General features: G+C 71.9%; 16 protein-coding genes. 4 read left to right on the top strand and 12 right to left on the bottom strand.

The window, feature by feature from the left end; genetic code table 11:
• Positions 1-230 precede the first annotated feature (230 nt).
• Positions 231-2,630 (top strand): protein kinase domain-containing protein, encoded by a 2,400-nt coding sequence (locus WME79_RS37945; RefSeq protein ID WP_437525215.1) that lies wholly within the window; start codon positions 231-233, stop codon positions 2,628-2,630.
• Positions 2,631-2,688: 58 nt separating this feature from the next.
• On the opposite strand, the gene WME79_RS37940 is transcribed toward WME79_RS37945, so the two are convergent.
• On the bottom strand, positions 2,689-3,882 hold the full coding sequence (locus tag WME79_RS37940; RefSeq protein WP_437525213.1) for an FIST signal transduction protein: 1,194 nt from the start codon (positions 3,880-3,882) through the stop codon (positions 2,689-2,691).
• Positions 3,883-4,015: 133 nt separating this feature from the next.
• Between WME79_RS37940 and WME79_RS37935 the strand changes: the two genes are divergently transcribed.
• Together WME79_RS37935 and WME79_RS37930 are read left to right on the top strand one after the other, a co-directional pair.
• Positions 4,016-4,771: a PP2C family protein-serine/threonine phosphatase gene (locus WME79_RS37935; RefSeq protein WP_272104357.1), complete on the top strand. Its 756-nt coding sequence runs from the start codon at positions 4,016-4,018 to the stop codon at positions 4,769-4,771.
• A gap of 33 nt (positions 4,772-4,804) precedes the next feature.
• Positions 4,805-5,068 carry a hypothetical protein gene (locus tag WME79_RS37930; RefSeq protein WP_437525211.1) on the top strand — a complete coding sequence of 88 codons (264 nt, stop codon included), beginning with the start codon at positions 4,805-4,807 and terminating at the stop codon, positions 5,066-5,068.
• 252 nt (positions 5,069-5,320) lie between these two features.
• On the opposite strand, the gene WME79_RS37925 is transcribed toward WME79_RS37930, so the two are convergent.
• From WME79_RS37925 to dnaB, 6 genes are all read right to left on the bottom strand, one after another.
• Complete coding sequence (locus tag WME79_RS37925) at positions 5,321-7,378, bottom strand: PrkA family serine protein kinase (protein ID WP_437525209.1); 2,058 nt, start codon at positions 7,376-7,378, stop codon at positions 5,321-5,323.
• 277 nt (positions 7,379-7,655) lie between these two features.
• Positions 7,656-8,858 carry a YcbK family protein gene (locus WME79_RS37920; protein ID WP_437525207.1) on the bottom strand — a complete coding sequence of 401 codons (1,203 nt, stop codon included), beginning with the start codon at positions 8,856-8,858 and terminating at the stop codon, positions 7,656-7,658.
• Positions 8,859-9,178: 320 nt separating this feature from the next.
• Entirely contained in the window at positions 9,179-10,168 is a 990-nt protein-coding gene (locus WME79_RS37915) for an L-threonylcarbamoyladenylate synthase (protein ID WP_437525205.1), read from the bottom strand.
• 857 nt (positions 10,169-11,025) lie between these two features.
• Complete coding sequence (locus WME79_RS37910; protein WP_437525203.1) at positions 11,026-13,836, bottom strand: CehA/McbA family metallohydrolase; 2,811 nt, start codon at positions 13,834-13,836, stop codon at positions 11,026-11,028.
• A 44-nt stretch (positions 13,837-13,880) separates the two neighbouring features.
• The gene (locus WME79_RS37905) at positions 13,881-14,309 is read right to left on the bottom strand and encodes a hypothetical protein (protein WP_437525201.1); all 429 of its coding nucleotides are present in this window, start codon (positions 14,307-14,309) and stop codon (positions 13,881-13,883) included.
• Positions 14,310-14,324: 15 nt separating this feature from the next.
• Complete coding sequence (gene dnaB, locus WME79_RS37900; protein WP_437525199.1) at positions 14,325-15,827, bottom strand: replicative DNA helicase; 1,503 nt, start codon at positions 15,825-15,827, stop codon at positions 14,325-14,327.
• Between the two features lie 496 nt (positions 15,828-16,323).
• Here dnaB and WME79_RS37895 point away from each other — a divergent pair, with 496 nt between their 5' ends.
• Complete coding sequence (locus WME79_RS37895) at positions 16,324-17,250, top strand: PfkB family carbohydrate kinase (protein WP_437525197.1); 927 nt, start codon at positions 16,324-16,326, stop codon at positions 17,248-17,250.
• Between the two features lie 204 nt (positions 17,251-17,454).
• Here WME79_RS37895 and rplI read toward each other — a convergent pair whose 3' ends face one another.
• The 5 genes from rplI to WME79_RS37870 form a co-directional block, all read right to left on the bottom strand.
• Positions 17,455-17,907 (bottom strand): 50S ribosomal protein L9, encoded by a 453-nt coding sequence (gene rplI / locus WME79_RS37890; protein ID WP_437525195.1) that lies wholly within the window; start codon positions 17,905-17,907, stop codon positions 17,455-17,457.
• Between the two features lie 10 nt (positions 17,908-17,917).
• Positions 17,918-18,238 carry a 30S ribosomal protein S18 gene (gene rpsR, locus WME79_RS37885; RefSeq protein WP_272104372.1) on the bottom strand — a complete coding sequence of 107 codons (321 nt, stop codon included), beginning with the start codon at positions 18,236-18,238 and terminating at the stop codon, positions 17,918-17,920.
• Positions 18,239-18,241: 3 nt separating this feature from the next.
• Positions 18,242-18,781, bottom strand: a complete 540-nt coding sequence (gene rpsF / locus WME79_RS37880) for a 30S ribosomal protein S6 (RefSeq protein ID WP_437525193.1) — start codon at positions 18,779-18,781, stop codon at positions 18,242-18,244.
• Between the two features lie 108 nt (positions 18,782-18,889).
• Positions 18,890-19,561, bottom strand: a complete 672-nt coding sequence (gene pth, locus WME79_RS37875; RefSeq protein WP_437525191.1) for an aminoacyl-tRNA hydrolase — start codon at positions 19,559-19,561, stop codon at positions 18,890-18,892.
• Between the two features lie 117 nt (positions 19,562-19,678).
• Positions 19,679-20,371 (bottom strand): 50S ribosomal protein L25/general stress protein Ctc, encoded by a 693-nt coding sequence (locus WME79_RS37870; protein ID WP_437525189.1) that lies wholly within the window; start codon positions 20,369-20,371, stop codon positions 19,679-19,681.
• Positions 20,372-20,425: the final 54 nt, after the last annotated feature.

The following is a 20,425-nucleotide window of genomic DNA, read 5'->3' as shown; positions in this document are numbered from 1 at the left end:
TGGTGCGGCGCCGGAAGAGCGAGCGCACGGTGGCCGAGAAGCCGGCGGCGCGCTCGTGGACCTGGTACGTCTTGGAGAGCGACTCCACCACGATGGAGCTCGACGCCTCTGCCATGGGCGGCGGAGACTAGCACCTCCGTGCTGGAGCTCCCGCGACGGTCGGCGCTCGACCGGCCGATCCCGTGGGCTAATCTCGTGACGCGGGGGGCAACGGCCGCCGGAATTCCCCTATGCCGCAGAGCTTCAAGGACGACACGATCCACGACCTTCCGCTCGCGGCGAGCGGCGCGCGGCAAGCGGCCGACCCCGCGGACGCCGTCGCGACCGGCCCGCGGCAGGTCCTCGCAGGCCGGTACGAGCTCCTCGGGCTGGTCGGCATCGGCGGGATGGGCAGCGTGTACCGCGCCCGCGACCTGGAGCTCGAGGAGCTCGTCGCGGTCAAGGTGCTGCGCCGGGAGCTCAGCGTCGCGCCGGAGGTGACCGATCGGTTCCGGCGCGAGGTGCGGCTCTCGCGCAAGGTGACGCACCCGAACGTGGCGCGGGTCTTCGACATCGGCGAGCACGAGGGAGACCGGTTCCTGACGATGGAGTTCGTCGACGGCGAGCCGCTCGCCGCGCTCCTCGCGCGCGAGCGGCGGCTCGGCATGAGCCGCGCGCTGGACGTCGTGGAGGGCGTCTGCGCGGGCCTCCACGCCGCGCACCGGGCCGGCGTCATCCACCGTGACCTCAAGCCGGACAACGTGCTGCTCGGGCGCGACGGGCGCGTCGTCCTGACCGACTTCGGGATCGCGCGCGCGGTCGCGAGCGGCGAGGCGGGCAAGACGCTGGGCGCGGTCATGGGGACGCCGGCGTACATGGCGCCCGAGCAGGTGCAGGGCGCCGATGACGTCGACGCGCGCGCCGACCTCTACGCCCTCGGGGCGATGCTCTACGAGATGCTCACGGGAGAGCGCGCGTGGCAGGGCGACGCGCCGCTCGCCGTCGCCGCGGCGCGGCTCTTCGCCGACCCGCCGGATCCGCGGCTCCGGCGCGCCGACCTGCCCGACGCGCTCGCGCGCGTGGTGCTCCGCTGTATGGCGCGCGAGCGCGGCGACCGGTATGCGTCCGTCGAGAGCGTCGTGCACGACCTCGCCTCGCTCACCCGCCCGGCCACGGTGACGCCGCCGGCGTTCACGCCGCCGCAGGGGCGGACGGCGGTCTCCGGGGTGACCCCGGGGGCGAGCTCCGGGGTGGCCGAGCACGGCGGCAAGAGCGTCGTGGTCCTGCCGTTCGCGAACCAGGGACCTGCGTCGGACGCGTACCTGGCCGAGGAGCTGACGGACGATCTCGTCGACACGCTCTCCATGACGCCGGGCCTCCGGGTGAGGCCGCGCGGGGCGCTCGGGCGGCGCTCGTCCCCCGAGCTCGATCCGCGCGAGATCGGGCGGGAGCTCGGGGTGCAGGTGGTCGTCGGGGGCTCGGTGCGGCGGCGCGACGGGACGGTGCGGATCAGCGCGCGGCTCATCAGCGTCGCCGACGGGTTCCAGCTGTGGGCGAAGCGCTTCGATCGCCCCGAGGCGGAGGTCCTTCAGATCAACGACGAGGTGGCCGAGGCGGTCGCGGAGGCGCTGACGCTCGACGGGTGCGCGCCGAACCGCACGGCGCCGAGCGATCCCGTCGCGCTCGACCTGTTCCTGCGCGGGCGCCACGAGTACCGCAGGTTCTGGCCGGAGCACCAGGAGCGGGCGATCGTGCTGTTCGAGCAGGCGCTCTCGCGCGCGCCCGAGGATCCGATGATCCTGTCGGCCTACGCGCTCGCGCGCTGCCGGTTCTGGTTCTTCACGGATCGCGGCGGGGACCTGGCCATGGAGGCGGCGTCGCGCGCCGTCGCTGCGGCGCCCGGGCTGCCGGACGCGCGGCTCGCGATGGCGTCGGCGCGGTTCCAGCGCCTCGACGTGGTCGGCGCGATGCGTGAGCTCAAGGCGGCGCTCGCGTGCCGCTCGGGGAACGCCGAGGCGGAGGGCCTCATCGGCCACATCCTGCTCGAGTGCGGCGCCTTCGAGGAGGGCGCGCGGCGCGCGCGGTCCGCGCTGGCGCGCGATCCCGAGGTGGTGCTGGCGGCGCAGGCGCTGGCGCGCGCGTACACGCTGCTGGGCAAGTGGTCGGAGGCCGACGACGTGATCCGGGCGCATCCGACGGTGGGGAGCGGATCGGGCTACACCGTCCTGCGGATGCGCCGCGTGCTCTGGCAGCGCGACCCGGAGGTCGTCGAGAAGCTCTCTCAGAAGCGCGTGAGCGAGGCCTTCCCGGACCTCCCCGCGCCGTTCGCGCAGGTGATCGATGACCTCATCGAGGGGCGGCTCTCGGACGTCCGGCCCGTTCAGGTCGAGGGGGAGCGCCCGATCGTCACGGCGCTGCGGCGCACGTCGTTCATCCGGCAGCTCCAGGCGGAGTTCGCGGCCTTCCTCGGCCAGCGAGAGCTCGCGCTGACCGCGCTCGAGCTCTCGCTGGCCGACGGCCTGTTCGACCTGATCTGGCTCGAGCGCTGTCCGGTCCTCGCGCCCCTGCGCGACGAGCCGCGGTATGCGGCGGTCCACGCGGCGGTGCAGCGGCGGGCCTCCGCGGTGGTCGCGGTCTACCGCGAGCGCTGAGGCGCGGCGCTCAGCTCGGCGCGCGGAAAAGCGCTCAGCTTGGCGCGCGGAAAAGCGCTCAGCTCGGCGCGCGGAAGAGCGCGAGCACGCCGGTGTAGAGGGCGAGCCTGGCCTGGCCCCGGGCCCAGGGGGCGATCTCGAAGCTCGAGTGCATGCCGGCGATCGGGAGGTCGGCGAAGCGCTGGCGCAGGATGCGCGCCTCGACGTCGGGCGTCCCGTACAGGCCCTGGCCGCGCCCGGCGCAGGTCAGGTAGAGCGCGAAGCGGGGGGCCGACCCGAGCGCGCTCCGGGACACCTGCCGGGCGATCCCCTCGAGCCCGGCGCGGCCGACGGCGGCGTCGCGCACCGCGAAGGCGAGGCGCGCGCCGGGCCTCGCCTCGTCGCCGAGCAGGAGCCCCCGCCGCGACGGATCGATGCCGCGGACAGGCCGCAGCACGTAATGTACGGAATCCAGCGCCTCCGCCTCCGCCTCGGCGGCGCCGCCGCGCGGCTCGCCGCGGTCGGCGCCCGGCGGATCGGGCAGCGGGTCGGCCAGCGCGGCGAGGATGAGCTGCTGCGCGCTGGGCGGCTCGCCGAGCGTGGCGGTCGCGGCGGAGAGCAGGTCGAGCGCCGGCCGCCCGCCGGCGCGCAGCACGACGCCTCCGCTCGCTTCGTCGATGCGGTGGAAGCCGGAGAGCAGCCTGGCGGCGGGCGAGGCGTCGACGAGCGGCGGGGCGAACCCGGTGATGGCGAGGCCCGTCGCCGGGCCCTCGATGAGCTCGCCCTGCGACGTCACGCCGATGGCGGAGCCGGAGGCCGTCCCGGCGCCGAAGAGGCACGCGTTCGGCGCGGACAAGGCGAGCGCCTCGTGCCGCTCGGGCGCGAACGCCCCGGGCCGGGCGAAGAGGATGGCCGTCGCGGAGCGCTGGTCGACGGTCCGGGCGAGCGCCTCGCGCAGCAGGCGGCCCGGCTCCTCGGCGCGCTCGGGCAGCGCGAAGGGGGTGACCTGCCCGCCGGACCACAGCACGCCGCTCGCGCCGGTGTCCCCCTCGATCTCGCCGCGCTCGCTGAGCACGCCCGCGGCCGGCACGACGCAGGCGGGGACATCGCGCCAGGCGCTACGGACGAGCTCGGCGACGCCCGAGGCGCGCTGGGCGAGCTGTCCGGAGACGAAGACGACCCCGCCCGACGGCGACGGGACTGCGCTGCGCAGGTCGGCCAGGTGCTGGAGAAGGCCATCCGGCCCACAGGTCGCGGAGAAGCTTCGTGCCATGGCTGGCTCGCCCATCCTAACCGAGCCGCCGACCACTCGACAGGCCCCGCTGAAGAAGTTTATCGTGCGACAGTCGCGCCGGCGCCTCGGGGATTTCCTCACGGGACGGCGAGCGAAGGACCGGGCAACCTCGATGAGGATCCAATCATTTGGCCGCACCGATGTCGGGCGCCACCGGCGCGCCAATGAGGATGCGTTCTTCCGGGACGATGAGCTCCGTCTCTACATCGTCGCGGACGGCATGGGCGGGCACGCGGCCGGCGAGGTCGCGAGCGCCGAGGCGGTCGAGACGATCTACGGCATGGTGAAGCGGGGCCTGCCCGCCATCGGCGATCCGAACGAGCCGCTGACGCAGCCCAAGGCGCGCGCCGTGCTGCGCATCCTCGAGGGCGCGATCCAGGCGGCGACGTACATGGTCTTCGCGATCGCCGAGCTCGATCGCGACAAGAGCGGCATGGGCACGACGATCAGCGCGGCGCTCATCGTCGGCGGCGCGCTCGTGACCGGCCAGGTGGGCGACAGCCGCATCTACCAGGTCCGCAACGGGACCGCGGTGCAGATGACCGAGGATCACACGCTGATCGCGTGGCAGATCAAGAACGGCCTCATCTCCGTGGACGAGGCCAAGAGCTCGCCCCACCGCAACGTGATCACGCGCGCGGTCGGCAACCGGGATTACGTCGAGGTCGACACCTCGATCGTCGCTGTGGAGGAGGGCGATCGATACCTGCTCTGCTCCGACGGGCTGCACGGGTATCTCCACGCCGAGGAGGAGGTCGCGAGCATCGCCTCGAAGGGCGGCGACGTGGCGGTCGACCTCTTCATCGACCTCGCGAATCGGCGCGGGGGGCGCGACAACATCACGGCGGTGCTGGTCGAGGTGGGCTGACGCGCTCGCGCGAAAGTCGGCTACGCTGGCCGCATGGCGCTGAAGGACAGACTGGTCACCGAGGGCATGAAGCTCGCCGCGAACCCGAACGTGGCGAAGCTGATGCAGGACGAGCGGTTCATGCGGCTGTTCATGACCGCGATGAGCGTGCCCGGCCGGGTCTCCTCGTTCACCTCGGAGCAGAAGGAGACGTTCGCCAAGGCGATGGGACTGGCGACCGTCGAGGAGGTCCGCGACCTCAAGCGCACGGTGGCCTCGCTGGAGCGCGAGCTCGCGAGGCTCCGGCGCGAAGGCTGAGCCTCGCGAGCGGTTCGTAGGCGTTAGCCAAGCCCCCCGCCGCGTTCTCCTACATCCCAACGTAAACGTGGACGTTTACGTGGACGTGGACGTTTACGTAGTCGTGGTCGTTTACGTGGTCGTGGTCGTGGTCGTTCACGGCCAACCGTTGACGACCACGACCACGACCACGACCACGTCCACGTAAACGTCCACGTTTACGTTGATGACTGATGGGGGCGGCGCGGCGCGCGAGGCGCCGCGCCCAGCAGGTCACTTCGTGTCGCCGCGCGCGTAGATGCTGGCGACGTAGTCGAGCACGTCGCGCGCCGAGACCTCGTTGTACCCGAAGTACTTGATCATCCGGGTCTTGATGATGTCGATCTTCTCCTGCGTCTCCTTGTCGATGACGCTCGACACGAGGGTCTGGAGCTTGATCGCGTCCTTCTGATCCTCGAACAGCTTGAGCTCGAGGGCGCGGCGCAGCCGGTCGTTCGTGTGCCACTCGAACTTCTTGCCGTCGACCGCGAGCGCGCCGATGTAGTTCATGATCTCGCGGCGGAAGTCGTCCTTGCGGTTCTCGGGGATGTCGATCTTCTCCTCGATCGAGCGCATCAGCCGCTCGTCGGGCTCGACGTCCTCGCGGGTGAAGCGGTCCTTCACCTTCTCCTTCAAGGTGTAGGCCTTGATCGAGTCGATGTAGTTCGCGGCGAGCTTCTGGATCGCGTCCTCGTCGGCGCTGATCGCCCGCTGCACCTCGTTCTTGACGATCTCCTCGTACTCGCGCTTCACCATGCCGATGCACTCGGTGAAGCGCTTGCGCTGCTCGTCGTTCGTGATGAGCGAGTGGTGCCGGAGGCCCTTCTCGAGCTCGCTCATGACCATGAAGGGGTTGATCGTCCCCTCGCCGAGGTCGTTGACGAGCGCGTTCGAGATCTTGTCCTGCACGTAGCGGGGGCTGATGCCCTCCATGCCCTCGCGCGACGCCTCCTTGCGGAGCTCCTTCACGGTGTCCTGCGTGTAGCCGGGCAGGACCTTGCCGTCGTAGAGCTTCATCTTCTGGACGAGCGACAGGTTGTGCTTCTTCGGGTCCTCGAGCCGGGTGAGCGCGGCCCACATCGCGGCGACCTCGAGCGTGTGCGGGGCGATGTGCTTGCCGCGGATCTTCTCCTTGTTGAAGTCCTTCTCGTAGATCCGGATCTCCTCCGACACCTTCGTGATGTACGGGATATCGATCTTGATCGTGCGGTCGCGGAGGGCCTCCATGAACTCGTTGCTCAGGAGCTTCTTGTACTCGGCCTCGTTGGTGTGGCCGATGATGACCTCGTCGACGTCCGTCTGGGCGAACTTCTTCGGCTTGATCTTGTGCTCCTGCGACGCGCCGAGCAGGTCGTAGAGGAACGCGACGTCGAGCTTCAGCACCTCGATGAACTCGACGATGCCGCGGTTCGCGATGTTGAACTCGCCGTCGAAGTTGAAGGCGCGCGGGTCCGAGTCCGAGCCGTACTCCGCGATCTTGCGGTAGTTGATGTCGCCCGTGAGCTCGGTCGAGTCCTGGTTCTTCTCGTCCTTCGGCTGGAAGGTGCCGATGCCGACGCGGTCCTTCTCGCTGAGCACGAGGCGGCGCACGCGCACGTGCTGCATCACCTTCGACCAGTCGCCGCCGTACTTGTCCATCAGGCGGTTGAAGATGAAGCGGCACGCGGGGTCGAGGTCGCCCTCGGTGCGGACGTGGTGCTGCGCGCTCGAGAGGCCGAGCTCGCGGAACGCGCGGTCGCGCCACGCCGGCGGGACGAGGCGCAGCGGCTCCTCGTGCATCGGGCACTTGAAGCGGGCGCTCTCCGTCCCGGCCATGCCGACGTCGTCGAGGTTCACCCAGTCGAACGTGTAGAGCGCGCCGTCGGGGGTCGTCGAGTAGTGCTCGATGCCCTTCTTGAGGAGCCGGGCGATCGTCGACTTCGACGAGCCGACCGGGCCGTGCAGCAGGACGACGCGCTTCTCCGGGCCGTACCCCTCCGAGGCGGCACGGAGCACATGGACGAGCCGCATCAGCGGGATGTCGAGCCCGTACACGGCGTCGGCGCCGCCGTGCATCTCGTCCTTGAAGAAGTTGTACCGGATCAGCTTCTTCTTGTTGTCCGTGTACTCCTCGATGCCGTAGCGGATGATCATGTCGTACGCCCGCTGGAACGCGTTGCGCGTCACCTGCGGGTTCTGGCGCACGATCTGGAGGTACTCTTCGAACGTGCCCTCCCACGCGAGATCGCGGTAGAGCGCGAAGTCCTGCATCGCCGCGATCTTCTCAACCATCCCTGTCCGCAACTCGCCCATTTCGCACCCTTTTTCTCCAGGGCGACCGCGGGACGGCCATGGCCGCCGGAGGTGCGGGGGACAGATCTCGGCTCGCCGAGCTCCGCCCCCGTCTCGCGTCGCGCGCCCAGGGGGAAGAAGCCAAGCTTAACACCGATCGCGGGGAGGCAAGTCACCGCGCCCCGAGGCGCGCTCCATCATCATCCGGAACGGGAGCGGGCAGCGGAGCAGCCGGTCGCGCGGGTGGAGGCACGAGGTGCGAGGTGCGAGGTGCGAGGGTGACCGCGGGGAGGCGACGTCAGCGAGGCGTGGCCCCGCCAGAGCGCGCTCCCTGCGCGCCTCCCCAGGAGAGCCCGCCGCTCTCGACGACGCCGGGCCAGGAGTCGACGTATTCCGACGGCTCGCCGGGGGCGGAGATGTCGATCCAGAAGACGCGCCCGGCGCCGGGGCGGCGTACGTCGACATGGACGAACTTGCTGTTCGGGTAGAACCCGCAGCCCACGTCGTCGAGCGTGCGGCAGAACTGAAACAGCGCGGTGTTCGGGACGCCCATCACGAGGATGTCCATGGCGCGCCCCTCGGCGTGCTGGCTGTGGTGCGTGCCGGAGGTCGGCCTGCGCGCGGCCGGCGCGTCGCGCGTCGTCGTCGCGCGCGGCCTGTATCCGCTGAAGATGTGGATCCCGCGGCGCGGGAAGGCGTCGGCGATCTGCTGGAGCAGCCAGAGCAGGCGCGGATGGACGAGGCGGACCTGGGGCACCCACTCGAGCGCCCGCTGCCAGGTGTCGGCGTCGGGCTCGTCGGGGAGCTGATCGCCCGGGTCGGGCGCGTCGGGCGGACGGGCCATGATCGACAGGCGATCCAGCGCGCCGGGCGCGACGGAGCCGTCGCAGCGCACCAGCTCGAAGGCGTCGTGCTGGCCGCCGTACCGGGCGAACTGGACCGGACCCCTGCGGCAACGCCAGTCAAGCGGCTGCTTCTTCGGCGGATCCCAGAGCAGATCGAAGCCGTTCGAGGAGAGGCTCGGCCCCGTGGTCGCGAGCACCGGCGGGCTGAGGATCGGATCGAGCTGGCGGAACCACGCCGGAGCGGCCGGATCGAGGCGGAGGGTGCCGGGCAGCTCGAAGGGCGTGAAGGGGGACCAGGCGCTCGCGAACGCCGTGGAGCCGAGGGCAGGGGAGGCGAGCGCGTGCTCGCCGAGCGCGTCCGCGGCGTCCGGCCGCGCTCCGCCCCAGGCGAGCTGCCACCACGGCTGCTGCCGCCATTTCCCGTAGGCGCTGCTCAGGTAGAGCCGGAACGGTCCGGGGCGCTCGACGGCGGCGTTGTGGAAGGCGCGGAGGAGCGGCAGCTCCGGCGCGACCGTCTCGTTCAGGTTGAAGCTCGCGCGCTTCGGCGGCTCGTCGAGCAGGCTGGCGTCAGCGCGCTGGGGGGCGGCGACGAGCAGCGCAGCGAGGCCGAGGGTGGTCGCGAGGTTGTGGACGGCGGCGCGGGACGTTGCCGGCATGGGATCGACGAGGGGCGCGAGTCGAGCGGGGAAGGTAGCTCACCCAGCGGGCGGGCGACCCTGATTTGCCACAAACCGGCAGTTCGGGGGATGAAAACGCACCCTCGGCAGCGACCCCCAGGCGTCAACCAAGCTTCGCGCCGCGTTCTCCCACATCCGAACGTTTACGTGGACGTTTACGTGGTCGTGGTCGTGGTCGTGGTCGTTCACGGCCTATCGTTGACGACCACGACCACGACCACGACCACGACCACGTAAACGTCCACGACCACGTAAACGTCCACGTAAACGTTGGTGATCGATGGGCGTGCGGCGCTTGCTCAGGGGGCCGCGGAGGCGCGCGTCAGCCTGTCCCGCACGGCGTCCCACGCGGGATCCTCGGGGACGGCGGCGATGACGATCACGTCGCAGCCGGCGTCCTCGAGCCGGTGCAGCGCGGCGTAGAGCGCCGCGGCGTAGCCGGTGGGATCGCCGGGGAGGAGCTCGGCGTGCGGCCCGGTCGCGGTGCGGCTGCCGTGCTCGATGGCGCCGGCGCGCGACCCGGCCTGCACGGCGCGATCGAGCTCGCCGCGGACGGCCTGCGCGGGGACCAGCGCGACCTGCGCGCGAGGGGCGTAGTGGCGCGCGTGGGTCCCCGGGGACGGGGCGCGCTCGGCCGGGGCGGTGATCAGCCCGGCGGCCGCCTGGAGTGGCACGAGCGCGGCGATCGCCTCGGCCGTGACGTGCCCCGGGCGGAGCACCCGGGCCGGCGAGCGCGTGACGTCGACGATGGTGGACTCGATGCCGACGGCGGTCGGCCCGCCGTCGAGGATCGCGTCGATGCGCCCGCCGAGGCTCTTCTCGACGTGCTCGGCCGTGGTCGGCGAGATCTCGGTGGAGCGGTTGGCGCTCGGCGCGGCGATCGGCAGCCCGACCGCGTCGAGCAGGGCGCGCGCGACCGGGTGGATGGGGATGCGGATCGCGACCGTCGGCCCGCCGGCGGCGACCACGTCGGCGACGCGGTCGGGCCGGCGCGCGACGATCAGGGTGAGGGGCCCTGGCCACATGGCCTGCGCGAGCCGCTCCGCGTCCGCCGGCCAGCCGTCCGCGAGGGCGCGTGCCGACGCGATATCGGGGACGTGGACGATCAGGGGGTTGCCTGGCGGTCTCCCCTTCGCCTCGAAGATGCCGCGCGCCGCGCACGCGTCGTCGGCGCGCGCGCCGAGGCCGTATACGGTCTCCGTGGGGAAGGCGACGAGCCCGCCGCGGCGGAGGATCTCGGCGGCCCGTGCGATGGATGCCGCGTCAGCGGCGAGCCGCTCGGTTCGCATGCGCCGCGGTCCATGTTGCCCGGGCGCGCGGGAGGCAAACGAAAAGCGATCCCCTCCGGCCGCTCGTTTGGGTGCCCTCCGCGAGGTCGCGACCTGGCGCAGAGGCTCCCCGTGAGCCGACGGCAAGGTCGCGATCTGGCGCGGAGGTTCCTCGTGACCCGATGGCGAGGTCGCGATCTGGCGCGGAGGCTGCTCGTGAGCCGACGGCGAGGTCGCGATCTGGGGCGGAGGCTGCTCGTGAGCCGACGGCGAGGTCGCGACCTGGCGCGGAGGCTGCTCGTGAGCCGATGGCCTGGTCGCGACCTGGCCACTTGTATGAAAAGATCCATTTCTTGAGATCGGGACCTGCCTCCGGGGCCGAAAAGATCCTCCGCGATAGGTCGTGACCTGTCCGCGGCCTCGCAAACGAGCGCCAGCGCTGGTCGTGACCTTTGGTGCAGGTCGTTTCTCGACGAGCACGCACCAAGGGCGCCGTATCAATCGTACAGATCCATTGGCGCCGTCGGTGCGCTCGCGTCGTCCTGGAGCTCCAGCCAGGAGTCCGGCGATGGATCCGGAGAGAGATTTCAACGCAAAGACGCAAAGTCGCAAAGCCGCAAAAAAGAACAAACTTCATACATCCTTGCGCCTTTGCGCCTTTGCGCCTTTGCGCTCTTGGCGTCTTTGCGTTGAAATCCTCTTTGCTCGCTTCTTTCGCGCGCCAAGCGCGCACCAAGGACGATTCGAAAGCAAAGCTGAACAGCTACACGTAATGCGGCACAGCCGGGCCAGGCGCCGGACAGCTTGCGGCGACGCGTGCTGCCCTCTTCATGCGGGGCTGCGCTGCCGTGCCTGGCGCGCCACGGAGCTCGCCGCGCTCACGGCGCTGCGGCGCGGCCGAGGGAGCGGCCGTCGCCGTCGGCGTCGATCCAGAGCGGCGCCGTCATCGCGAACGGCAGGATCTCGCCCGGATCTCCCGCGAGCACCGGCTCGAGCGGCCGGCGGCCCTGGACGATCGCGACGATGAAGGTGTCCTCGGCGACGGAAATCGCGCCGTGCGCGCTCTGCCCAGGCCTGCGGTCGCCGGGTGCTGCGCCGGCGCGGGCGCCGGGCCGTGGCGGTCGCCGCCCGCCGCCGGCTCCGAGGACGACAGGGATCGCAATCTCGTCGAGGAGCGCGCCTGCCGGCGTGGTGCGCGCGCCTTCCAGCGGGATCGGCGCGCCGATCGCGACGCCACCGACGAGCACGTGGAGCTCGCGCGCGTCGACCCACGGGGCGCGCTCGACGCGGATCGAGAGCGACAGCGGCCCGCCCCGGGACCCGCGACGCGCCTCGGCGACGCCGCCCTGGCGGGTGTCGCCGAGGCGCATCGTCACGAACGGCCCGTTCGTGATCACCACGTCGCGACGGCGTCGCAGGCCCGCGACGAGATCGGCCACGTCGAGCCGGCCCGGATCATCGGCGGCCACGGCGATGTACGTGCGCGGGTAACCCGCCTCCGCGCCGTGCAGCCCGTGGCTGTCGCTGGTCGCCGTCGGCGTCACCGGGTGGGACGCGCGGAGCAGCGCCCAGAGCTCCTCGAGCGCACGGTCCCGCGCGGCCGCGTCGCGCCCGGTCCAGACCTCGACGGCATCGGCGCCGGCGCCGTCCCCGACGAGCTGCGCGAGCAGGCTCGGGCCCTGATCCGGCGCGACCTGCGGCGCCCCGGATCCGTGCAGCGGTGAGCCGCCGCCGTGCTGCCGGCTCACCTGGATGACGCGCTCGCCGGGCAGGGCGCGCACCTCGCGCAGGATCTCGCTCGCGGTCTCATCGACCCACCGCAGCGCGCCCTCGCGGGGCGCGGCCGCCTCGCTGCCGAGCGGAAACACGCTGAGGCTCCCGATCCCGGCGCCGCTCCGGCCGCTCGTGAGCTCCACGCCCGGGAGCATGCGAAGCCGCGAATCGAGCCGCAGGGCGGCGACGTCCCGCTGGAGATCCGAGGCGAGGTTGTGCTCGCTCGCCACCGCGCACTCCACGCCTTCCGCTGCGCTCCACTGGAGCCGCACCGCCGAGGAGACGCCCGCGTCGGCGCTCTGCGCCGTGTGCTGCCGGAGGTCGCAGGCGATGTAGCCCGACGTGTCGACCACCCGCTCCAGCGTGAGATCGAGCCGCGACGTCCCGCCGTCCGCGATGTCGACCGTCGCCTCGGCGAGCGCGTACTCCGGTCCGCGCGAGGCGACGACCCGGACGCGCCCAGGAGGCAGGGAGACATCGAGCTCGCCCAGGAGCGCGAGCCGGGGCGGCGATAGAGCCTTGCCGGTCGCGGCGTCGAAGAGGCTGACCTTCGCCGGCGCGAGCGGGCCGAGGGGATCGGCGGTCGCGGCGGGCGCCGAGGCGCCGCCCTCGTGCACCCCGAGGTAGAGCCGGCCGGCGCCGGAGAGCGTGAGCCGCGCGGGGGCGATCTCGCCGGCGCGGATCCGGATCCGAGCGCTCCCCAGCGCGCGGCGGCCGCTCCCTTCGAAGCCGACGAGGTAGAGGCCGGGCGGCGCCTCGGCGGCGAGCGGCGCGCTATCGCCGGTTCGCAACCACAGATCGAGCGCGGCGGCGGGCGGCGCGGCGCCGTCCTCGGCGATCGGCGTCAGCGTCGCCTTGCCGGCGAGGGGCGGGAGCGGCGCGCCGCGCCCGTCCACGAGCTCGAGCGAGACGCCGCCGGGCGCGCCGCCGCCGAGAAAGAAGAGCTCCGTCTCGACGGCGAGCGAGTCGCCGCGCGGCGCGACCGCGAGGATCCGCTGGTACGCGGCGCGCCCGCCGGGCGGCAGCGCGGCCTGCCGCGCGAACGTCACGTCGCTGAAGCCTTCGCCGCTCCGCGCGCGGACCGCCGCGCCGTCCACCGGGGCGAGCGCATACGCGACGCCGGCCCCGACGCCGGCCAGGTACGGCGCCTCGTGCTCGCCGCGGAGCCCCGGCTCCATGCCGGGCGCGACGTGCTCCGCCGCGCCCCAGTGGACGATGTCGCCGAGGTTGAGCGCCTCGACCGGGCGGTCGCCGTCGTTCTGGAGCGACGTCGCGATCAAGACCGCCCGATCGCGCGGCCGAAGCGTGTAGCGGGTGGTGACGGAGAGCGCGCCGCCGGCGAGATCGCGCCCGCGCACCTCGCCGCGCGCCTCGATCCAGGCGGCGCCGTCCTCGCCGCCGCCCGTCGTGATGTCGCGGTAGATCACCTGCCGCGGCGGCGCGCCGAGCCGCGTGACGAGCTGCCCGAGCTCGTCGCGGCGCGCCCGCGCGTCGGCCGCGTCGATGAGGTTGCCGCCGCTCTCGGCGAGGCCAGTGCCGGGGCCGAGCTGATCGACGACCACGGCGATCTCGTCGTTCTCGAGCACGTAGTCGCCGGGCCGCCCCGCCGCGAGCGGACCGGAGAGCGCGTCTGCGGGCCCCGTGATCCGCCGGACGCGCGCCGGCTGCGCGGCGCCGCCATCCCTCGGGCAGAGATCGCCCTGCTCCGCGCCGCCGCGCCCCCACCGGCAGAGCATGCCGAGGCGCTCGATAGCGCCGGAGGACACGACGACGCTGCCGCCCTGCACGGGAGGCGCGCAGGTCGCTGAGGCGAACGCGAGCGCGAAGAGGCGCGCCGAGCGGAGGGCGTGGCGCGCGGCGCGCCCCGCGCGCGCGGGGCTCCTGGGGGGGCGGGGGCACTCGGGCGAGCGGGTCATCGGTCCTCTTCCGACTCCGATGCGCGGCCGCGGCGCGCCTTGGGTCAGGAGCGCTCGGTGGCGAGGACGAGGAGGGCGGCGAGCCCCAGCCCGACGCCGAGCGCGCGGCGCGCGGTGAACTCCTCACCGAAGAGCAGCGGCGCGAAGAGCGCGGCGATCGCGATGCCGCCGGCGAACACGATCGGCCCTGTCGCAGTCACCGGACCGCCGATGCGGAGCGCCATGAAGGTGAGCGTCGCGACGCCGCTGATGCACAGGCCGGCGGCGCAGGCCCAGAGCACCCCCTGGGCCGACGGAGGCGTCTCCGTGCCAGGGCGGATGAGGAGGAAGACGAGGATCCCGACGGCCGCCGTGCCCTCGACGCACAGCGCGCCAAGGGCGTCTCCGAGCCGGCCTGCCGCCGCGCGCAGCATCAGGTAGTGACCGGCCATGCAGAGCGCGGCGAGGAGGGCAGGGACGTACCAGGCGGACATGTCGTGCGCCGCAGCCTACTCGTCGTCGGCCATCTCCGGGTAGTCGCCGGGCGCGAGGTTGTCGAACCGGGTGCACGAGGAGGTGAACCGCGTGAGCACCTTGCCCGTCGGCCCGTTGCGCTGCTTGGCGACGATGAGCTCGGCGATGCCTTTGTGGTTGGTCGTCTCCGGGTTGTAGTACTCGTCGCGGTAAATGAAGATGATGTTGTCGGCGTCCTGCTCGATCGCGCCCGACTCGCGGAGGTCCGACAGCTGAGGGCGCTTGTCCTTGGTGGTCCGGGTCTCGACAGCGCGGTTCAGCTGGGAGAGCGCGATGACCGCCACCTTGAGCTCCTTCGCGAGCTGCTTGAGCCCACGGGAGATCTCGCTGATCTCCTGCTCGCGGCTGCTCACGCCGTCCCGCCCCTTCATGAGCTGCAGGTAGTCGATGACGATGAGCCCGATGCGCCGCCCCGAGCTGCCGTCGCTGGGCGGCCGGTCGTACTCGGCCTGGATGCGCCGCACCTTGGCGCGCAGCTCGAGGAGGGAGATGGCCGGCGTGTCGTCGATCCAGATGGGCAGGGTGGACAGGAACGAGGCGGCCTCCGTCAGGCGGCGCCAGTCGTCGGGCTGCAGGAAGCCCTGGCGGAGCTTGCCGACATCGACGCGGCCCTCGCTGCAGACCATACGTGTCGCGAGCTGCTCGCGGGGCATCTCGAGCGAGAAGACGGCGGCGCCGAAGCCGGGATCGTGCCGCTCGACGCCGTGCCCGAACTGGTCGGGCCCCGGGGAGCTCACGGTGCGCGGCGACGCCACGTTCACGGCGAGGTTGAGGACGAAGGACGTCTTGCCCATGCCGGGGCGGGCGGCGATGATCGAGAGGTCGCCGTCGTGCAGGCCTGCCGTCTTGGCGTCGAGCTTCTCGTACCCGGTCGAGATGCCGGTGATCCGGTCGCCGCGCTCGGCGGCGGCGGTGATCTGCTCGAACGCGGCCTTGAGCACCTGGGCGATCGGCTGGGTCGCCGTCCCCTGGGGCGTGCGCGCGAGCTGGTAGACCGCCTGCTCGGCGCCGTCGATGTACTCCTGCACCACCCCGACGTCGCCGTACCCCTCGGCCGCGACGCGCTGGCACGTGGCGATGAGCTGCCGCACCCGCCATTTCTCGTAGACGACCCGCGCGTGCGCTGCGACGTGCGCGACCGCGGGCGTCGCGTCCGCGAGCTGGGCGAGGTACGCCGCGCCGCCCACCTGGGCAAGACGCTCCCGGTCGCGCAGCCACGACGCGACCGAGACGATGTCGATGGGCGTGCCGGCGGCCGCGAGCTCCTGCGCGGCCTCGTAGACGCGGCTGTTCGCCTCGCTGTAGAAGTGGTCCGCTTTCAGGATCTCGAGCACCCGATCGAGCGCGTCGCGGTGCAGCAGGATGGCGGAGAGCACCGCCGCTTCGGCGTCGAGGTCGTGCGGCGGCACGCGTCCGGCGACGATGGGAGGCTCGATCCTCTGAGGCCGTTGGCCGCGGCGCTCCATCATTCTCATCATCCGTGCTTCTCCTCCCCACCGATTCCCCCCATCCCGCCCCGAGCTTTTCCACAGGTGCCGAAATGGGCGACGCCCCGGAGAGGAAACGTTCCTCCGGGGCGTCGGGTGCAGGGTTGATTTCCGTCTACCAGAACATGGGCAGCCCTGAGAAGGGTTTCTGTTTGCATTGCAGTGAGCGTTCGTGCGGTGGGCATCCCAATGCAGGTTCCACGTTGAGGGGGCGCTCTTCCATGATCGGAGGCATGGTCGGAGGCAGGCTCAGAAGCTTGCTCGGACGCTTTCGCGGAGGCCTCCTTGGCGACCGCTGCCGAGGGGCCTCGCGGCGAGGCGCCACCGCCGGCGGCGAGGTATGGAAATTGAGCAACCCCGGTCTCATCGCCATTTCTTTTCGCGCTTGACTCAGCTGCGATGACGCTTCGCGCCTCGGCGTGAGCCATCGCGGGGAGCCGCCATTGTGGATCACACTACACGCCATACAAGGATTGAGCCCGCCGAGGTGGTCTGCGTCGGTGAAGCGCTGTGGGATCTCTATGCGCCCGAAGGCATTCCGCTCGAGCAAGCGAAATTGCTGCGCCGTGTGCCGGGGGGCGGGGCGGTGAACACCGCGACGGCGCTCGTCCGGCTCGGCATACGCTCGGGGCTGTGCGCCGCGCTGGGCGATGACGCGATGGGGCGCGGGCTGAGGGACGAGGTCGCGGCGGCCGGCATCGACGTGGGACGGCTCTCGCTGAGCGCGGCGCGCACAGGCCTGATGCTCGTGGCGATCGAGCGCGGCGAGGCGCGCTTCGCCGGGTACAGGCAGGGCGAGAGCGAGGCGCAGGCGCTCGCTGCAGCGCTGCCAGAACGATGGCAGACCCGGGTCGTGCACTTCACCGGGATCGCGCCGGTGCGCGGGGCGAGCGGCGCGCTGGCGCGGGCGGCCGCGAGCGCTCGCCGCGAAGGGTGCGCCGTCTCGGTCGACGTCAACGCACGCCCGCGGATGTGGCCGCGCGCCGAGCGCGCCGCGTCCGTTCCCGGCGCGGAGGCCGGCGCCGTGTCGGTTTCCGACGCCGGCGCAGGCGTGCGCGGCTGCTTCCGGCTGTTCGGGCAGGCGGATCTCGTGAAGTGCAGCGCCGGCGATCTCGACGTGCTGGGGACGACGGCGCGCGCGCTCCGCGAGCGCCTCCGCCCCGAGGCGACGCTGGTCGTCACCGATGGCGCGCGGGAGACGCTCCTGCTCGGTCCCGAGGGCGAGCGCGCCGTCGCGCCGCGCCCGGTGCGCCCGCACGATCCGACGGGCGCAGGCGACGCCTTTTGCGCCGGGATGCTGGCGAGCCTCGTCTGGGAGGGGCGAGCGCGGTGGGGGGACGCGGCGCTCATGCTGCGCGCGGTGGCGCGGGGGCACGACGTCGCGCGGGGGTGGGTGAGGCGGAAGCGCGGCTGAAGCGGCGGTCACCCGCTTCGGATACGGGCCCATCTCGACGTTTTCGGTGCTCAGCGCACTGGAGTGCGCTTCCGCGCCGAAAACGCCGATCTGGACCCGTCTCCTGTGCGGGGGACCGCCGCTCTTAGGGTGCGGCTGGAGAGGGAGCGCGGCTGGAAGGGGGAGCGGGGAAGCGCGGGTTGAGCCGCGCTCCCCGGCGCTGCGCTACTTGGCGGCGACCGTGACCTCGACCGACGCCGTGATGGACGGGGCGAGGCGGATCACGACGGGGTGGGCCCCGAGCGTCTTGATCGTGTCGGTCTCGATGCGGCGGCGGTCGACGCTGAAGCCCTGCGCGGCGAGCGCCTCTTCGATGTCGCGCGCCGTGACCGAGCCGTACAGCTTGTCGCCCTCGCCGACCGGGCGGCTGATGGTGACCTTGACCTGGTTGAGCTTGCCCGCGAGCTGCTCCGCCTCGGAGCGCGTCTTGGCGGCGCGCGACTCGGCGACCCGCTTCTCGTGCTCGATGCGGGACACGTTCTCGGCGGTGGCGCCCACCGCGAGGCCGCGCGGGATGAGGTAGTTGCGCGCGAAGCCGGGGCGAACCTTCACGAGCTCGCCGCTCTTGCCGACGTTGTGGAGGTCCTCCGTGAGGACCACATGGATGTGGGTTGCCATGATCGACCTCCTACGCCGTGACGGTGAACGGCAAGAGCGCGATGTTGCGCGCGCGCTTGATCGAGAGGGTCACCTTGCGCTGGTGGCGCGCGCAGTTGCCGCTGATGCGGCGCGGGACGACCTTGCCGCGCTCCGAGATGAAGTACTTGAGCGCCTGCGGGTCCTTGTAGTCGATGACCAGCGCCTTGTCCGCGCAGTAGCGGCAGACGCGCTTCCGGCCCGTGCGGCGGCGCCCCGGGGCGTCCGCGTTCAGGTCGGGCGTGCGCCCGAAGTCGCGATCGTCGTAGTCAGCGCCGCCGTTGCGGCCCATGTCACTGTTGCGGCCGTTCATAGCTCAGCTCTCCTCCTCGTCGGCGGCGCCTTCCGCCTCGCCCTCTTCGCCCTCGTCGAGATCGCTCGCCGGGGCCTGCTCGGAGCTCCGGTCGATGCGGCGCTCCGGCTCGATCAGGCCGAGCTGGCGCTCGCGCGAATCGTCGCGGTCGTCCTCCAGCGGCGCGAGCTCGAGGCGCTCGAACTTCACGTCGTCGTCGGCGATCGTGACGCCCTCGACCTCGACGTCGTTGCGCACGAGCACCGTCTGGTACTTCAGCACGCCGTCGGAGAGGCGCAGGTTGCGCTCGATCTCGGAGACGACCTTCCCGCCCCCGAGGTACTTCAGGTACACGTAAACGCCGCGGCGGTGCTTCGCGATGTCGTACGCGAGGCGGCGGCGCCCCCACGTCTCGACCTTGGTCAGCCGGCCCGACTCGCGGCCGACGACCTCGGCGAGGCGCGACCCGATCCGCTCGGCGCCGTCGGCGTCGATGTCAGGTCGCAGGATGTAGATCGTTTCGTACTCTCTGGCGCGCCCGGGCGCCGTTACCTGTCGGCTCATTCAGTCTTCCCTCTCGGCCAATGGCCCCGGGGCGGTGCCCCGGAGCGAGGAAAGGAACAGCCTGTCGAGCGACGCACCGGCGAGCTCGGCAGGCTGTCCCGTAGAGGATCAGGGCTTCTGCGTCGGGGGGAGGGGACCCTTCCCGTCCTTCGCGGCAGGGGCTGGATCTGTCGACCCATCCCCTTCACCCTTCTGCCTCTTGCCCGGCTTGGGCCGGGTGTTTCGAACGTTCATCGCGGCGTCGAAGCCGCGGGCGGCGACTTCTAGCACACTTTGGACAGCTTGCTTCAAGCAGTCGGGCAGGCTCGCGCGCTCGACGGCGTCGAACCCCGACAGGACGTAATCCGCGACCTCGCCCCGAAAACCCGCCGGCGGCCGTCCTACCCCGAGGCGGACGCGCCCGAAGTTGCCCGTCCCGCCGTGCGAGATGATCGAGCGCAGCCCGTTGTGCCCCGCGTGCCCGCCGCCGACCTTGAGGCGAACCGTGCCGAACGGCAGGTCGAGCTCGTCGTGGAGCACGATCAGCTCGGAGGGCGCGACCTTGAAGAAGGCCATCGCCGGCTGCACGCTGCGCCCCGAGTCGTTCATGTAGGTCATCGGCTTGAGCAGGATCGCCTGCTGTCCGGCGATCTCTGCCCGCGCGTGGACGCCCGAGAACTTCTCGCGGAACGGATCCGCCCGGACCTCGTCGGCCAGGGCGTCGATGGCCATGAAGCCGACGTTGTGCCGGTGAGCAGCGTATTCCTTGCCGGGGTTCCCCAGGCCGACCACGAGCAGCATGACGAGCTGGTTCTGCTGAGTCCCTGGAATCGAGGCAGGCGAGGCAGGCGGGGAAGCGGGGCAGGGCGGGCCGCGCGCGCCTCGCGGTGCGGAGGCGCGAGGCGGCCCGCTCCCGGATTACTTCTTGTCCTTCTTGTCGGCCGCAGGGGCTGCGCCCTTCGCGGGAGCGGCCGCGCCAGCGGCCGGCGCAGCGGCCGCGCCAGCGGCCGGCGCAGCGCCAGCGGCGGGCTTCGCCTCTTCCTCGGCGCCTGCCTTCTCGGGCGCGTTGACGACGGCGATCGTCTGGTCGTCCGCGAGGAGCGCCTTCACGCCCTCCGGCAGCTTCAGCCCGCTGGCCTTGTACGAGTCGCCCACGTCGAGCTCGGTCACGTCGATCTCGACGAACGACGGGATCTTCTCCGGCAGGCAGCGCACGGGGATCGTGCGGAAGATCTGCTGGAGCACGCCGCCGGTGACCACGCCCTTCGGCTTGCCAACGCAGCGGAAGGGGATCTGCACGTCGACGGGCTGGTCGAGCTTCACCTGGATGAAGTCGGCGTGGACGAGCTCCCGCGAGATGGGGTGGTAGTCGTAGTCGCGCACCATGACGGTGAGCGTCTGGCCGTTCTCGATGGCCAGCTCGACCACGGAGTTCTTGCCGTGGTCGGAGCCGAGCACCTGAAGGAGCGCCTTCGGCGAGATGGCGACCGACTGCGGCGCGAGCTCGCGCCCGTAGGCGATGGCGGGAATCTGTCCGGCGCGGCGCAGGCGGCTCGACGCGCTCTTGCCGCTATCCTCGCGCCTCGTGGCGTTGAGCTTGATGATGTCCATGACGACGGCTCCAGAAGTGATCCGGGGGTCCGCGGTGCGCGGTCCACCCCGGCG

The sequence above is a fragment of the Sorangium sp. So ce726 genome, from assembly GCF_051521405.1.
Lineage (GTDB): Bacteria > Myxococcota_A > Polyangia > Polyangiales > Polyangiaceae > Sorangium.
Note: the sequence above shows the minus strand (reverse complement) of the source record. Positions and strands in the feature narration are given on the sequence as shown.